This window comes from Holdemania sp. 1001302B_160321_E10 (assembly GCF_015552275.1).
In the GTDB taxonomy this organism is placed as follows: Bacteria; Bacillota_I; Bacilli_A; order Erysipelotrichales; family Erysipelotrichaceae; genus Holdemania.
Window position 1 is genome coordinate 61,328 of sequence record NZ_JADNEM010000004.1, and the last position, 16,159, is coordinate 77,486.

Sequence of the window (16,159 nt, forward strand, 5' to 3'; positions counted from 1 at the left end):
GCACCGGCAACAGGAACGTATTCGATGACTGTGTATTCAGTTTTCAAGGAACAAGCAGCCGATTTTCTTTGGCTGTATCTAAATTGTACCTGTTCCTCATGCAAGTTTTTATTGCCTCGTAGGTATAGTTTTGAGGTTATTCACGACCTAAAAATATGTAATCAAGGGTTGTATCAAAGCGCACGACCAATTCGATTGCCAAATCAATAGAGATGCCTCTGTTGCCGGTTTCAATTCGTGCAATGGTGTTTGCGGCAACGCCCAACTGCTCCGCAAGCTGTTCCTGTGTAAGCCCATGTTTCTTTCTCAATGCTTTAATTCTTTTTCCGCTTTCAACCAAGTCGTAATACATTTTCGTTCCTCCGTGTTTTTGAATTTGTGAAGTTGCAAAATCAAAAACGGAGGGAGGAGATCGTGACCGGTTCTCAATGCCCTTTGCCATCTGCCTGTCCTCCTTGCAGGCATAAAAAAAGAGCCGGAGTAAATTACTCCAAGCTCTCATTCATGCCTTTGTGTTAAAATGAAGGAAGATAGGCAGGTATAAAAAAAGCCCCGTACCCATTACAGGCACGAGGCGTAACTCTCTCTATTCAATTTTATGCCGCTATCTCCCAGCATAGCCATTTTAACACTGGACAAGTCGGACTTTCAGTAGGGAAACCGTCGTATTTTCATCGGATTTTAGTCGGACTAAAATCCTGTCTTAGCACTCACAATAACACAATGCTTCTTCCTCCCTGGCACTTTCCAGGAAATCTTTCAATTTAGGAATGGCTGTTCCCCAAAGTGACAGACCAAATAACAGGATCGCTTCTTTCTTTCGGTCATAGTAGGTGCTGCGTTCCATATTCAGAACCTCCAGCATTTCTGATTCCTTGTACTTGAAGCGGTTGAGATATGCCTTTGAGATAATCTCGCAGTACAGAGCGCCTTTATCCGGATATTCTCTGATTTTCAACATAGCCATATCTACCAGTTCAATGATCCACTTTGTCTCGAATAAGCTGCGAATACGTTCTTCAAATCGTTCTCTCGCTTCATCCGGAGCAAAGTTCTCCAGATAAATCAATGCACCATCTAAGCTGTCACCGTAAGTACAAATAAGGGTATCACATACATCATTCGCACGATCAATGGTAGACCAGCACACTTCTCGATATATGGATAAAATCAGCTTTGCTCTTTCATACAGAACCTTCTCGTCAATGTTCTGCATCCGGCAAAGCATTCGAATATTGCTTAATACCTGTGTATTATATCTGCTCATTCAGAATCTCCTTTCAGCCTAATCCATAAAATAAGAATTCCTTTCTAACTCCTGTCGCTTGGCTAAAGGGAAACAAATACCATGGGACAAGAATGACTATAACTTCCGATGTATGATAAAAAAACAGAAGCAAGAATCGGAAGTTCTTGACTTTATAAAAGTTCAGATATATAATTAAGTGGAACTAAAACTTCTGTTCTGATTCTCATTATAACATCTTCCAGAAGTTTGTCAACAAATAATCGGAAGTTACGAATAAATATTTTTTGAAAGGAAGGACAGTACCATGACATTTGGAGAAAAAATTAAAGAAGCTCGTTTGGCTATGAACCTATCTCAAACGGAGCTTGCCCAGATGACCGGCATCTCTGAAAGATCCCTTTACACCTATGAGCAGCTCGGAACACTTCCCAGAAAAAGCAACATCAGAAAGCTTGCTGAAGCGCTGCATATCTCTGTGTCCTATCTTTTGGACGAATCTGAAACAGACAGCCAGAGCCATATAGATCAGGATATGTTTATTTTAGAGGCAAAGGAAAACTTCGGTTCTAAGGGAGCAAAAGAAGCTCAGGAAGTGCTGGGGCGTGTAAATTCTCTGTTTGCCGGTGGAGAATTGGACGAGGACGCAAAAGATGTATTCTTCCAGGCGATTATGTCAGTTTATATGGACTCTAAGAAAACAGCACGGGAAAAGTACACTCCGAAGAAATACAGAAAGCATAAAGATAAAGAGTAAAATCCTCAAGCACAGAATCTGTTTTCTGTGTGCGATTCGGAGGTGAAGCAAATGAAAACGGCAGAGCATATCATTGAAACTGTCGATAAGCTTGTGCGAAAATATCACACCAGAGACCCTTACGAGTTGTGTCAGCTGTTAGGTATCAAAATCCATTATTACGATTTACAGAAGAAATTGAAGGGCTTCTTCTATTACCAGTCCAGACAGAAGAATATCGTGATAGATCACAATGTGAACGGTATCCTGGAACGTATCTTAGTCGCACATGAATTAGGACACGCTGTCCTGCATACGAAAATTGCCATGATGCACGGCTTTCAAGAAATGGAAGTGTTTGATGATAAATCAATCGAAGAAAACGAAGCAAACTTCTTTGCGGCAGAGCTTCTGTTAGAAGATGAGGAAGTTCTGGAATGCCTTTCGGAACACACATTTTTTGAAACTGCTAAAATGCTCTATGTACCGGCAGCGTTATTAGATTACAAATTCAGCCTGCTCCATGAAAAAGGGGAGCTGGTAAATTCGATGTATATTCGTAAAGCAGATTTTCTGAAAGAAGATCTTCATGCCTACGATAACGACATTAGTTATGGCGATATATGAATATCTATTTTTATATCTTTACAGAAAAAGTCCACCAGTACGATGCGCAGTGCATCATGACTGGTGGACTTTTTAGTTGTCATCAGGAAGTCAAACAGGCTCATCGTCCGGAAGGTCAAAATCAGCATCCGTACATTTTCTGATAATGTGTTTTGTTTTGTCCATCGGCAAAGGCACATCTTCCTCCGCAAAGTATTCTTTCTTTACGACTTCAACTACTGCTTCGTGATTATCTTTACCAGCAGGAACAAGCACAAAATCGCCGACCTCAATGGTATCGTCATCCGAAATATAGTAGTAGCTCTTGTATCCATCTTCAAACTCTACACTGCAATAGATAATATCATTGTCACAGCGCCGTACCTTTCCATACACAGACGGGTTCATAATTTCACCCCACCCGTAGAAAGACATAAATTCAAAGATGGACTCCATAAACTCCGCCCAATCGTCCGGAAGTCCCTTTTTATCGTAGGTTCCTTGAATGAGCTTTTCATTTCCCTTTTGAGAAATAACCTTAATGGTGTAGTCTATGGTTTCAAGCGGATCAACCACCACATTCTCCGGGTTTCCTTCTATATGGTCAAAGATGCTTTCTGCATCCATATCTTCAAGAAGGCTTTCAACCCCGCCCTCAACTTTGTATTTTCTGCTTACAGAACACCCAGAACCGATATTCTGAATGTGTTCAACACTTTCGCTCTCTCTGTCCACAATTAAAGACTCTGTATAATCCCAGACAGCGTATTCTGCGTGTTCTGAAATAGGAACTTTTGGCTTGATCTTTGTGATACGATGATAGTTTACTTCGATTCGATTCACCATATCAGGCTTATTATTCCCATCAAAGGCATACAAATCAGGCATTTTCAAGCTGTCACGCAGCAGATCTGACAGGTCAATTCCATCCACTTCAAAAGACGAGCATAACGAACCGCTGAACTTATAGACATTTCCTGCGGTATTGGTCAGCTCCATATTCCAGTTTCCAATATCGGTTGCAAAAACTTCATCGTACCCATTGCTGAAATACTCTGTAAACGCAGAAAAGATTTTGTCGGAAGCCGCTTTATCAATTTTCAGATTCTGACTGTGAGCTTTTTCATATCGACCATCTCTGCGCTGTCCGAAAACATACGAAGAAAACCACACCTGTCCTTTTGAATTAAGGGTTATATGTTGCTCAACTTCTTCATCCGGTTCTGGGCAAGGACCATAACCAAGGCGGTTTGAAACAATGCGAATCTTTTTAAGCTCTCCTTGGAGCAGAAAGGGATTCTCGCCGGAAAGAAGGGCAAGGCGGCTCAATGCCAGAATAAACCACGAACGATTTTCGGGCTTCAAGATGTCTGCGGCATCGTATGCCCAATGATTAAAATATCGCCATTGGGAATAGATTGCCGATCCAAGTAGTTTAATGTCCGTAACCTCGTCAATGATACGATTTAGCACATCACAACTGCTTGCTGCATCGCCATATTTTTCTGAAAAGGCATGGCCGCAATCCATCTGGAATCCCAATGCCTGACAATCATCAGCCAGGTAATGGTCAACCAGCTCTATGTAGCTGATTTTCTGATTTCTGAATTTCTCAATCCACTTTGTGGCGAATAAATACACTTGCTCTAAATACTCCATTGCGACCTCCTTCCGAATCGGATTAAAACTCCTCCCATGTCCGACCGTTCAGGTCATTTGCGATTACATCGGTGTTAGGCATTGTTTTATATCCGAACATATCAGCAAGATTGAAGAACTTGCTTTTCTGAATCGGGTTCTTACTGCTTTTTCTAAAGTCCATCGGGTAGAACTTTTCAACGATGAAATATCTATGGCTAATCGTTCGAAGGTTATAGCCATAATGATCTGCACGACGGATTGCCTCGTTGATGCGTTCAATCTCATCTGTGGTAGGTTCGGCTCCGCTTTCGGCACGATAGGTCATGCTGCCGTTATTTTCAACTGCGATGACGGTTTTTTTCAGCTTACCAATGGCACGGATACTCTTGTCCTTATACAAGCCGATATATCCATGTTCTGAGAAGTTGCGGGACTCCTGGTCATAGAACAAATCCAAATCCATATTATCCTGAAAAGTTGTACCGGCTACGATTGCTCTCATCCATTTATAGCCATCCGGTATCAGCTTTTCATCAAAGCAATACTTCTTGAAATCGTCTAAAACGGCGATGATTTCCGTATCTCTGTCGTCAACAATATCCTCCATAGCGTCCACAAGCTGCTCGAATGTCAAGTTGACGTGCTTGATCGGATGGATAAGCCGAGTTGCATTTTCGCTATTATACTTTTTCAGTTCAACCGCCAGTTCATCAAACAGTTGCGGTTTCATCGGCTTGGGGTCAAGGGTGAGCAAAACCTTTATATCCTCAGCGCCAAACTGCTCCAGATGATTTACAAGCTGCTGCTTATAAAACTGATTGTAGAGCTTTGTTTCCACCACTATTTTGAAGCTCTTTTGGCTGATAACCGCATCCGGAACACTATCGTCACCAACGACCTGCAAATCAAAGGTAATTTCCGGGCTTTCGTCCTCTCCAAGAATAAGGCTGTTCAGCATAGAAAAGAACTTATCAGCGTTATAGTTATACAAACGAGAGAGCATCAGCATGGTGTTTGAGGTATCCACATTTTCTTTGGAGTGGTATCTCTGAAAATAATGTATCTGCATATCGCACCTCCTAAAACCCATCTGCCGTTTCGTCTGCGTTACCGGGTCAGTTGATAACTCAATTCCAGCAAGGGCTTGATTTCATCTGCCGAGACTGTACCATCGAGAAGAATGCTGATCCAATTCTCTTTGTTCATGTGGTAGGCGGGGAAGAATCCCTCTTTCATACGCAGTGAACCTATCATCATCGGATCGCACTTGATGTTCAGAACATCAACCGTTTTATCTTCTTGCAATCCCAGCTTTTTTGCATTGACTTCAACCACCAACGCAAACCACTTTTTATTGTTCTTATGGCGCAAAACACAATTCCAGTCATTCCACGGGTAATCCGGTTCTGCTCCATAGATTTCCTTTGCCCATTCAAATAGTTCTTTTCGTTCCATTGTTTCCATCCCTATATGATAAGGCGATACACCATAGATTAGGCTTCCATCACGTTATCTGTCCAAAGCTCGCACTGTGTCATTACGGTCTGAACAGCATCATCCATACCCTCCGGTGGGTATTTGTGTTTCTTCAACAGTCGTTTAATGAGAGTACGCATTTTGGCACGGGCAGACTCTTTGCGCTGCCAGTCAATCGTTTTATTCTTACGAAGTGTATCTGCCAGTTCTTTTGTAATCGCAATCAGTTCTTCATTTTCGTAAAAGTCCTTGATTGCTTGCGGTTTCGTAAGTGCATCGTAGAATGCCAACTCATCTGCTGTAAGACCAAGCTGTTCGCCCTCTTTGTGGGCTTCTGCCAGCTGTTTTGCGAGTTTCAGCATTTCTGCAATGACTTCTTCATTGGTGAGCATACCATTCAGATATGCGTTGATAGCTCGCTGCATAATCTCGCTGAACTTTTCGGACTTAACCACATTCGTTCTACGATAAATAGATACCTGTTCTGCTATCAGTTTTTTCAGCAGCTCGATTGCCAGGTTCTTCTCTTTCATTTTGCTGATTTCCTCAAGGAACTTCGGATCAAACAAAGAAAATTCCTCTTGCATATCAGAGAACAGGTTAATAACACCCTCGCTCTTGATGCTCTGCTTCAAAAGCTCATTGATACGAGCGTTCATTTCAGGCAGAGAGATCTTCTTACCGGTTCCCGCATTGGTCAGTCGCAGCACCAGGACACGCACCGATTCAAAGAACGCCGCTTCAAAGCGATCAGCTTCACATACCAGAGAGGAACAAAGAGAAAGAGCCTGATGAAGCATGAGGGCTTCCTTGATAAAGGTGTCTTTTTCTTCTTCCTTTTCACGGGCGATGATATAGTTTACCGCACCGCTGATGGTCTTTGCTCTTTCCAGATCGGTTCCGGTAGTGAACTTGGTGTAATCAAATCCATGGAATATATCACGGCAGACACCGAGCTTTTCGATAAACTTCGGATAAGCGACTTTGGCAACATCCGTATCACCATAGTTTTTCTTATCACGGGTGGTGTAGTCATTCATTGCCTGTTTTAATGCGGTAGCAATGCCTACATAGTCAACGACCAGACCGCCTTCCTTGTCACGGAACACTCGATTGACACGAGCGATTGCCTGCATCAGATTATATCCGCTCATCGGCTTATACACATACATAGTAGCCAGAGATGGAACATCAAATCCGGTCAGCCACATATCAACGACGATGGCAATCTTCATCGGACTGTTATTGTCCTTGAATTTTTTCGCCAGCTCGTCCTTGTGCCGCTTATTGCCGATAATATCATGCCATTCTTCAGGGTCGTTGTTTCCGCCGGTCATAACAATACCGACTTTTTCTGTCCAGTCAGGGCGCAACTCCAGAATCCGCTTATAGATCTTCATTGCAATCGGGCGGGAATATGCCACGATCATCGCTTTGCCTGTAAGCAGACCTTCCCGGTAATTCTCGTAATGGTCAAGAATATCACAGACCAGAGAATTGATAGTATTATCGTTGCCCAATACGGCTTCCATCTGTCCGAGAGTTTTCTTGCTCTTTTCAATAACTTCCGGATCAGCATTATGTGCCATGATTTCATACTCTGTATCAATCATGTGCAGCGTAGCTTCATCCAGATTGAGCTTAATGACACGGCTTTCGTAATAGACCGGGCGGGTTGCGCCATCTTCGACAGCCTGCGTCATATCATAAATGTCGATGTAATCACCGAACACCTCACGGGTGCTGCGGTCTTTCGAGGAAATCGGAGTTCCGGTGAAGCCAATGTATGTAGCATTCGGCAAGCTGTTTCGGATAATACGAGCAGTACCAACAACACGCTTGGCGATTTCTTCACCGTCCTCATTTTTGGTCATCTTAATCTTTTCGGTTAAGCCATACTGTCCACGATGGGCTTCGTCTGCCATAACGATGATATTTCTGCGTTCAGAAAGGGCTTCGTGAGATTCCTCAAACTTCTGCATGGTCGTAAAGATAATACCGTTTGCCTGACGACCTGCAAGGAGATCACGCAGATTCTCACGGCTCTGAGCGTGCATCGGGTCTTGGCGCAAAAAGTCCTTGCACTTTGCAAACTGTCCGAAAAGCTGATCGTCCAAGTCGTTTCTATCGGTCAGCACAACGATGGTTGGGCTATCCAAGGCTTCCTGAAGCAAATGGGCATAGAACACCATCGACAGTGACTTGCCGCTGCCCTGCGTATGCCAGAACACACCGCCCTTACCATCGGTAACGGTAGCTCGTTTGGTTGATTCGATTGCTTTTCTTACGGCAAAATACTGATGATAACCCGCCAGTATTTTGAAGGAGTTTACTCCTTCGTTGGAAAAACAGATGAAGTTCTTTATCAGGTCAAGCAGTCGCTCCTTTTGGAACATCCCCTCAAAGAAGGTATCAAACTGTGCATACTGTGTGTTCTCATAGCTTCCATCGACTGTTTTCCATTCCATGAAGCGATCTTCGCCGGAAGTAATTGTACCGGCTTTGGAGGTCATTTGGTCACTCATAACGCAGATGGCGTTATAAATGAACATGGAAGGGATTTCCTTCATGTAGTTGCGGAGCTGCCGGTATGCAGCAGAAGCATCAGTTTCTTCTCTGGACGGAGATTTCAGTTCTACAATAACGACCGGAATACCATTCAGGAAAAGCAGAATATCCGGGCGTTTGTTGCTGTTTTCAATGAAAGTCCATTGATTTGCTACGATAAAGGAGTTGTTATCAGGATTCTTGTAGTCAACAAGATAGACGATGGAGGAGCGTTCCTCGCCTTTCTCAAAATAGCGCACAGGAATACCGTTTTGCAGGTAGTCCATAAAGACAGCGTTTTTCTGCACCAATTCGCCGTTTTCAAAGTTCTTCAGCTTAAAAAGCGCATCACCAATAGCGTCCTCCGGCAGAGAACGGTTCAAACGATAGAGGGAAGCAACAAGTTCTTCCTCATACAGAGGATTGCGAAAATCCCTCTCTATGTCGGGGCCATACAGGTAACTGTACCCCATGTTCCGGAATAATTCGATTACGGAGTTTTCATAGTCCGCTTCGGTATATAATCTTGCCATATGCTTTCACCCCCTATATCAATGCAAGCTGTTTTCTCAGTTGCTTATCATTCTTTTCCTGTGACACGGCATCATACGATGCCTTGAGCTTACCTAATGCATCATACAGTCTATCCCGATATTCTTCTTCTGAAAACATTTTCGATAACACTTCTGAGGTATTAGGACGTTTTCCGTTTTCTTCTTCCATCTTTCTAATAATAATCTGATACTGATACATTACAGCCAATACACTTTCGTAATCTCTCAGAAAATTGCTATAAAGCGACGTAACATTGCCTTTGAAAATAAGTTCAAATTCCATTGCCATATTTCTAAGTTCTTCTCGTTTTTGCAAAAAATCCTTATGAAATGGCTGTTCCAAGGGATGCTCTATGGCTTCTGCTTGCCCCTCCATATATGTATTGTTTGTAAGCCATATAAAAACAACGTCATTTGCAAACTGAGGTTCTGCTTTCCTTTTCTCTGAAAGGAAAACGTAGTTTTCTTTGCAAAGGGAAATAATGCTATTTGCCATCATATATGCTTTCAAGCGGCGATCAAACAGTTGCTGTTTATTACTTAGTCGTATTTGATGAACCGATACACATATCGCAATGACAGCTGCAACAGATGTCATCACGGTACACCAAAAATTCCAATCTCTAAGCATAGATATTTCTCCCTTCTACAAATTTTAAACGAAAATTTAGCTGTTCTTTTGCAAACGGTATATCAAGAACGGTTTGGCGATGTTGATATAGCAGCCAAACAGGGAGTCCTTTCGGATATTTGCTCGTATTCCAAAGATAGAGTGGCTGTTTCTGAGCTGGATGTCACCACTTACTTCTCAACGGAGAATATGCTACCGAGGAAAGCCGGCTCTACCGAGGCTACAAGCCTCCCAACAACGCCGCAGACTACTGCTTGCCACAAGGGTGATACTTTGATTTCTAACATTCGCCCTTACTTTAAGAAAATTGTCTACTGTGAGGATGAGTGTGGCTGCTCGACCGATGTTCTTTGCTTCACGCCTAATCAACCTCAATACTCAGCGTACCTATTCAGCACGCTATATGCCGACAAGTTCTTCGCATTTATGGTTGCTGGAGCCAAAGGAACAAAAATGCCTCGTGGAGATAAACAGCAGATTATGACATATCCCATTGTTTTGCCGTCAGAAGTAGCGTTAGTCGAGTTTAATACCATTGCATTACCACTGATTAAGCAGATCTATTCCAATAGAGCTGAGAACAAACGGCTTTCGTTACTGAGAGATACGCTTCTTCCTAAGTTGATGTCCGGCGAACTGGATGTATCCGACATCGACCTTTAAGCCGCTAAATTTTCGTTTATCGCATTATTGCAATCTATTCTTGCTTGTATGTCATCTAAAATTGCAGCGATTTTCTGTTGATCTTCAATCGAAGGCAATTCCAATTCCAGATTGTTAATCATTTCTTTGGTAAGAGCGTTTCTTGTTGCACCACCAGCCGCTAATTGTAATAAATATTCTTTGTTTAACTGCAAGAAATACAACAGATAGCTTGGCACAGCCTTTTGCGGATTTGCTCGTACTATGCAGACATGCTGATTAACTCTTGCCGGTAAATACTTTTTATCTACCATACACGCTCTTGCAACAGAGTCACCTGTAATATTGAGTAGAACATCGCCTTCTTCAACAATTACATTTTTCAGTTTTTCTGCCTGCAAATCATTTATGAAAGCTAACCCATCAGCTGAGAAATCAAAATCCAACACATTTTGGCTTCGGATTAGGGAGATACCCTCCTCACAGTATGCTTCCTTTCCGCCTTTCGGTGTAGCACCGCTACCTATTTTAGTGCATATATCCTTAAATTTTACCACGATAGTTCACACTCCTAACCTATGTATTTGCGGTGAGCAATCTTAACATTGCTCTGTTTGACCATTGCATACTGCAAGGTCGTGTCTATTCGTTGATGCCCCAAGAGCCGTTGCAGCTGCTCCACAGGCATTCCTTTGTCAATCGCCATTGTAGCAAGGGTTCGTCTGAATTTGTGCGGATGTACTCTCGGAAGCGAAAGCCGCTTACCAAGTTCACGCAGCCTTGATTCTACACCGCCAATCTGCAATCTTTCGTATGGTGCTTTCAGCGACACAAATAGGGCATTGTTGCCATCCGTTCTCTGTGCAAGGTAGTTCTGAAGGTGGATTTTGGTTCTGGCATCAAAGTAGACCATTCTCTCCTTGCTGCCTTTACCAAATACCACACACTCTCGTTCCTCAAAGTTGATGTCATCCCGATTGAGAAGAACCAATTCGCCTACACGCATTCCGGTTGATGCCAGCATATCAATCAAAGCCAGATCACGCAGAGAGTCGCAATGGTCACGCATGGTTTCCAGTGCTTCATCCGTGTAGGTTTCTTTGATAGTCACAGCCGTTTTTACCTTATGAATCCTGCGTACCGGGCTTTTCAAGATGTAATCTTCATCTTCAAGCCAGGAAAAGAAACTGGATAAGATTCTGCGTATGTTGTCAATCGTAACCTTACTGGATTTTCGCTCTGTCTGATAGTCGGTCAAATAGGAACGCAGATCATTGGTTGTAATATGCGTGATTCCTTTTCCAATTTTCTCAGACATGGTTTCGATTGTCTTTCGGTAGTAGGAAAGCGATTTTTCAGAACATCCCTCAATTCGCTTTGCCGAAAGAAACACACCGGTCAACCGTGCATTTTCTTCACTTGCATCCTCAGCCGTACTATCAGTCCTTCGCTGAATCTCATATCCGGAAAGATTATGCTTTAGCACTCGCCGCAGCTGCTCTGCCTGTCCATTATCGAGATATGCCAGCATATCTCGTAGCACATCATTTACAAATTCATCGTTCATAGTCTATTCTCCTTTTATGATTAGGGAATGACTACGGAGTGGCAATCCTCAGTATAAACTCCTGCCACTCGCAGAAGTTATGGGTTAGGTCGTAAACGAAAATTTAGCGGCTTAGAGCTGGACGTCAGAGACATCGATTTCACCGGACATTAGCTTGGGCAACAAATTATCTCTCAATGTCGCAAGCGATTGATTCTGACCTTCCAAAATACGTTGCTGTGCAAAGATGGGAGCGCAAAAGTCGCTGAATTTAGCAAGAGTTTCGGCATCAGGAATAACCGCAGGGACATTTTTCATAGTGCTACCAGACACTTCTTTGAAAGTTGATCCAGATGCCATACCCTCAATAATCGGGAGAGTATTTTTCAAAAAGAAGTAAACAAATGGTGTTCCAACCTCCGATTTTGGCACAACTGATTTGAAGCCTTGATTTGTTGTTACTTCTCCAGCAGCGATAGCAATATAACCTATTGGCGCACGAGATGAGAACAACACTGTTCCTTCGGGCATAATTGTTGCACTGCTATTCTTCAAACCGAGTTCGGTTATGTCATTCTCGCCATGAGAAACGAACTTCGACTTGTTGATGGATAAATCTTTCGGTGTTATCCACGCTATACCAGTCTCAGTGTAATACTCAGGTTTAGTCTTTGAAGGTGTACTGCCTCCAACAACGGTACCGAGATCACTAATTGTTCCGGTAGTCCATTCTGGATCGGCTTTATCAACGAATAATTCTTGAAAATATGCCTGAGCTTGCTGCTCTAAATTTTCGTTTATCTTATCATTTATTAAAATCTTCTCATCTATTGATGACAAGATACTTGCAATTTTCTTTTGTGTATCAAGATCAGGGCAACGTACAACGCATTTCATCAGCTCTGGCTGGCGCAGTCCAACTACCGTTGTTCCTGTTGCTCTGCCATCCATTTCACCCTGAAAATCTGAAGTGGTCATGTAATAATACACAAACTTTGAATCATGTTCTTCCTTAACTCTCACACCAAAGAGTCTCTGGCTAAGAACAATTTTTTCTTCACTATCCCAATAAAGGATTTGCCCAAAGGGAGCTTCGGAAGTGATAATAATATCTCCTCGTTGAATCTCATCTTTCATCCATTTGTGATACATTTCCTCACTCACGAATCGAATGGTATCAGGTTGAACTATGTGACCTGTCTTAATGTTTTTTGCAGACAAAGCACGATAGCCACTTTCACTCCAATCGCCACCAAGTTTTTTTGGTGTTTTTCCTCGATAATCAATTACGAGTTCTGTAATTTCACCAAGAGGGTACGCTCTCCAATTAAATCTCATAACCAATCGCCCCCAGCTTCTTACGGATTTCTGCTTCGAGTTCATGGGACTTGGCAAACATATCAGAAAGCTCCGAAGTCAGGCGAGCCATTTTTTCATCAAACGGTTCGCTATCTTCTTCCTGTTCTTCAATGCCAACATAGCGCCCAGGAGTCAGAATATAGTCCTGCTTTTCGATAGTCTGCAAATCGGCTACCGCACAGAATCCCTTCACATCTTCCAAGGTTCCGTTCTGGAACGCTTCAAAGGTGTCCGCCAGTTTCTGAATATCTTCATCCGTGAAGTCTCTGTGTTTGCGGTCAACCATGTAGCCCATCTTGCGGGCATCAATGAACAGCGTTTTGCCTTTCTGCTTTTTGTTCTTGCTAATGAACCAGAGCGTAACCGGAATCGTCACGCTATAAAACAGCTGCGTAGGCAGGGCAACGATACCTTCCACCAAATCAGCATTGATGATATTCTTTCTGATCTCACCTTCGCCGGAGGACTGTGTAGACAGTGCGCCGTTTGCAAGCACCAGACCAATCTTGCCGTTCGGTGCAAGGTGGTGGATCATGTGCTGAATCCATGCGTAGTTGGCATTACCGGCAGGCGGTGTTCCGTACTTCCAGCGAACATCGTCCTGCAATTTATCCTGTCCCCAGTTGGACAGATTGAACGGCGGGTTTGCCATAATGAAATCCGCACGAAGATTGGCGTGGAGGTCATTAAAGAATGTGTCAGCCTGATACGGGCCGAAGTCTGCATCAATGCCACGAATCGCCATGTTCATCTTTGCCATCTTCCAGGTATCCGCATTGGATTCCTGACCATAAACGGAAATGCTCTGACGATTGCCGCTGTGTGCCTGGATGAACTTCACGCTCTGAACAAACATACCACCGGAGCCACAGCAAGGGTCATACACACGGCAGTTGTTGAACGGCTTCAGGATTGCAACGATTGTCTTAACGATGCTGGACGGGGTGTAGAACTCGCCGCCCTTCACACCTTCGTAAGCAGCAAACTGTGCGATGCAATACTCATAAGTTCTGCCCAGAAGATCTTTGCCTTCCTCTGTATCAGACATATCCATATTGGTGAACAGATCGACGACATCGCCCAGAACTCGCTTGTCCAAATCTGGGCTTGCGTAATTTTTCGGAAGCACATTTTTCAGAGATTTGTTTTCTGCTTCAATCTCTCGCATTGCTTCATCAAGGACTGTGCCGATTTCCGGAGTGTGAGCCGCAGCTGCAACCGTAGACCATCTTGCTTTCTCCGGAACGAAGAAAATATTTTCGCCTAAATACTCGTCACGATCTTCTTCAAAGCCTTCGCCCTCTGCAACAAGCTCGTTATATTTTCTTTCAAATGCACTGGAAATATAGCGAAGGAAAATCAGTCCAATGATTACCTTTCTATATTCAGCGGCAGGGATGTGTCCCCATAACACGCAGGCAGCATCCCAAATTTGTTTTTCAAAGCCAATGTTGGCATTGTTCTTTTCAGCCATTGCCGATTCCTCCACTCTAACAATTTAATGTAGTTATGCTTCTTCAGCTTATATTCTATCAAAGAGGCTATCCCATAAAACGGACATTTTACTTTTCATCCGGAACTATTTCCATAATATCGTCGAAGGTGCAGCCCAGGGTAGAACAGATTTTCACAAGCGTATCTGTAGTTACATTCTCACCTCGGTGCATTTTGTTGATGGTATAGTTACTCAGATTTGCCTGTTCAGCCAAATCTTTTTTCTTCATATCTCGGTCAATCAATAGCTTCCATAGTCTCTTATAGCTGACAGCCATCATTTCACCATTCCTTTCTTCCAGATATTTCGTTCAAAAAGTACCTGTACTTATAATTATAGCACGCAAATAGGTAAACTCAACAAGAAAGTGAGCTATCACTATATTTTATTTTCTCATCCCAAAGAATTATCCGATTTTTTGAAGTGACAAGGCTTTTAGAGTATCGAGAAGCGGAATTTTGGGGTTTTACAAATTGGCAAGCAGTGTAAACCTGTACAGGTTCACTCATTTTCTCAATTTTCCCTCCGGTTCAATCTCCGCAAATTTGCTTGTTGGGGCAGCTTCCCCAATCCCCTTTGAACGGTATCTTCGATACCGGCTACTCATTCATTCTGAATGTTTTGTCATAAAAGAAAAACCTGGACTGCATTTAGCGTCCAGGTTAGTATTGTAGTTTCATGTCATTATTCTTTCTTTTCAATCCAACTGATAAAGGTGCTGACCTTTTTCAGATCTTCGTCATTCAAGGTTTTCAGCTTCTCACACAATTCACGATATGGGGTTTTTGCATCGTCCAGCGGGGCGAAAAATTCTGCCGGAGTCATATCGAAATAAGAGATGATATTGAACAACTCTTTGAGAGATGGCAAGGCCGATCCGCTGGTAATTCCACGAATGTACGAGCCACTTTTATCCAAATCCAAACTCATCTTGTGTTCGGAAATATTCTTTGCTATTCGCAGTTCGGTAATCCTACTACGAATAAAATCGTCATAATGCGTCTTGGCCATTCCTGTCCCTCCTTCTTTCAATTATTGTAGTATGAATCGGAAGGCGGCGTTGGTAGTGTGAAAATGAATTTTCACTTTATTTCTTGCATATTTAATGATAGAATCATCAATATGGGATGCTTATTGGTGATAGCACTATGAAGTATATCCAGAGGAGATGATTTTATGAATATATGCACTGTCAGCTTCTTTGGGCACAGACAAATTGATGATGTTTTCAAAATAGAAAAACAGTTGGAAACACTAATTCGAGAACTGCTTCTAACCAAAGAATATGTCGAGTTCCTTGTGGGTCGAGACGGAGAATTTGACCAACTTGTTTCTTCAACGATTCGAAGATGCAAACGAAACACCCGTGATGACAACAGCGCACTTGTCTTGGTACTTCCATACGCAACAGCAGAATATCGCAACAACGAGCAATCGTTCCATGAGTATTATGATGAAATCGAAATCTGTGCCGCTTCCGCAGAAAAACATTTCAAGTCTGCCCATCAAATCAGAAACCGTTCGATGGTTGACCGCTCGGATTTGGTCATTTTCTGCGTTGAACACAATTCTGGCGGAGCTTATCAGACCATGCAGTATGCAAGGAAGGTAGATGCCAATATCATCAATTTGCCAGACGCAACCCGTTAATCCAAATACCATTTTCAAAGAAGGATGAAC

The 16,159-nt window shown here is 42.8% G+C and carries 17 protein-coding genes; 4 read left to right on the forward strand and 13 right to left on the reverse strand.

Translation table 11 applies throughout. The features are described 5' to 3' along the window. Positions 1–136: 136 nt before the first annotated feature. Positions 137–442, reverse strand: a complete 306-nt coding sequence (locus tag I2D94_RS03380; RefSeq protein WP_195395611.1) for a helix-turn-helix transcriptional regulator — start codon at positions 440–442, stop codon at positions 137–139. A gap of 261 nt (positions 443–703) precedes the next feature. Further along, the gene (locus tag I2D94_RS03385) at positions 704–1,267 is read right to left on the reverse strand and encodes a hypothetical protein (RefSeq protein ID WP_195395612.1); all 564 of its coding nucleotides are present in this window, start codon (positions 1,265–1,267) and stop codon (positions 704–706) included. Between the two features lie 286 nt (positions 1,268–1,553). Here I2D94_RS03385 and I2D94_RS03390 point away from each other — a divergent pair, with 286 nt between their 5' ends. After that, positions 1,554–2,003, forward strand: a complete 450-nt coding sequence (locus tag I2D94_RS03390) for a helix-turn-helix domain-containing protein (RefSeq protein WP_002304411.1) — start codon at positions 1,554–1,556, stop codon at positions 2,001–2,003. Between the two features lie 51 nt (positions 2,004–2,054). Beyond that, positions 2,055–2,609, forward strand: coding sequence for an ImmA/IrrE family metallo-endopeptidase (locus I2D94_RS03395; protein ID WP_195395613.1), 555 nt, complete (start codon positions 2,055–2,057; stop codon positions 2,607–2,609). Between the two features lie 90 nt (positions 2,610–2,699). On the opposite strand, the gene I2D94_RS03400 is transcribed toward I2D94_RS03395, so the two are convergent. The 5 genes from I2D94_RS03400 to I2D94_RS03420 are packed head-to-tail and all read right to left on the reverse strand — an operon-like array spanning position 2,700 to position 9,437. Then, positions 2,700–4,247, reverse strand: a complete 1,548-nt coding sequence (locus I2D94_RS03400) for a hypothetical protein (protein WP_195395614.1) — start codon at positions 4,245–4,247, stop codon at positions 2,700–2,702. Positions 4,248–4,269: 22 nt separating this feature from the next. Continuing rightward, complete coding sequence (locus tag I2D94_RS03405) at positions 4,270–5,298, reverse strand: hypothetical protein (protein ID WP_195395615.1); 1,029 nt, start codon at positions 5,296–5,298, stop codon at positions 4,270–4,272. Positions 5,299–5,336: 38 nt separating this feature from the next. Continuing rightward, positions 5,337–5,684, reverse strand: coding sequence for an MmcQ/YjbR family DNA-binding protein (locus tag I2D94_RS03410; RefSeq protein ID WP_117517855.1), 348 nt, complete (start codon positions 5,682–5,684; stop codon positions 5,337–5,339). Positions 5,685–5,722: 38 nt separating this feature from the next. Further along, positions 5,723–8,785, reverse strand: coding sequence for a type I restriction endonuclease subunit R (locus I2D94_RS03415; RefSeq protein ID WP_195395616.1), 3,063 nt, complete (start codon positions 8,783–8,785; stop codon positions 5,723–5,725). A gap of 13 nt (positions 8,786–8,798) precedes the next feature. After that, positions 8,799–9,437 (reverse strand): hypothetical protein, encoded by a 639-nt coding sequence (locus I2D94_RS03420; protein WP_195395617.1) that lies wholly within the window; start codon positions 9,435–9,437, stop codon positions 8,799–8,801. Positions 9,438–9,485: 48 nt separating this feature from the next. Between I2D94_RS03420 and I2D94_RS03425 the strand changes: the two genes are divergently transcribed. Further along, entirely contained in the window at positions 9,486–10,100 is a 615-nt protein-coding gene (locus I2D94_RS03425; protein WP_195395618.1) for a restriction endonuclease subunit S, read from the forward strand. Here the strand turns inward: I2D94_RS03425 and I2D94_RS03430 are convergent. From I2D94_RS03430 to I2D94_RS03455, 6 genes are all read right to left on the reverse strand, one after another. Then, a complete protein-coding gene (locus I2D94_RS03430) occupies positions 10,097–10,636 on the reverse strand; it encodes a restriction endonuclease subunit S (protein WP_370544605.1) in 540 nt (179 codons plus the stop codon). The two genes, I2D94_RS03425 and I2D94_RS03430, sit on opposite strands and share 4 nt — an antisense overlap. Before the next feature lie 14 nt (positions 10,637–10,650). Next, positions 10,651–11,646 carry a site-specific tyrosine recombinase/integron integrase gene (gene xerA, locus I2D94_RS03435; RefSeq protein WP_195395619.1) on the reverse strand — a complete coding sequence of 332 codons (996 nt, stop codon included), beginning with the start codon at positions 11,644–11,646 and terminating at the stop codon, positions 10,651–10,653. A 111-nt stretch (positions 11,647–11,757) separates the two neighbouring features. Beyond that, positions 11,758–12,963 carry a restriction endonuclease subunit S gene (locus I2D94_RS03440; RefSeq protein ID WP_195395620.1) on the reverse strand — a complete coding sequence of 402 codons (1,206 nt, stop codon included), beginning with the start codon at positions 12,961–12,963 and terminating at the stop codon, positions 11,758–11,760. Further along, positions 12,953–14,458 carry a class I SAM-dependent DNA methyltransferase gene (locus tag I2D94_RS03445; protein ID WP_195395621.1) on the reverse strand — a complete coding sequence of 502 codons (1,506 nt, stop codon included), beginning with the start codon at positions 14,456–14,458 and terminating at the stop codon, positions 12,953–12,955. Before I2D94_RS03445 ends, I2D94_RS03440 begins: the two co-directional genes overlap by 11 nt. Positions 14,459–14,546: 88 nt before the next feature. Continuing rightward, on the reverse strand, positions 14,547–14,756 hold the full coding sequence (locus I2D94_RS03450; protein ID WP_195395682.1) for a helix-turn-helix transcriptional regulator: 210 nt from the start codon (positions 14,754–14,756) through the stop codon (positions 14,547–14,549). Positions 14,757–15,163: 407 nt separating this feature from the next. Then, the gene (locus tag I2D94_RS03455) at positions 15,164–15,490 is read right to left on the reverse strand and encodes a helix-turn-helix domain-containing protein (protein WP_195395622.1); all 327 of its coding nucleotides are present in this window, start codon (positions 15,488–15,490) and stop codon (positions 15,164–15,166) included. A 165-nt stretch (positions 15,491–15,655) separates the two neighbouring features. On the opposite strand from I2D94_RS03455, the gene I2D94_RS03460 reads away from it, so the two are divergent. Then, positions 15,656–16,129 (forward strand): hypothetical protein, encoded by a 474-nt coding sequence (locus tag I2D94_RS03460; protein WP_195395623.1) that lies wholly within the window; start codon positions 15,656–15,658, stop codon positions 16,127–16,129. The last annotated feature ends 30 nt before the right edge of the window (positions 16,130–16,159 follow it).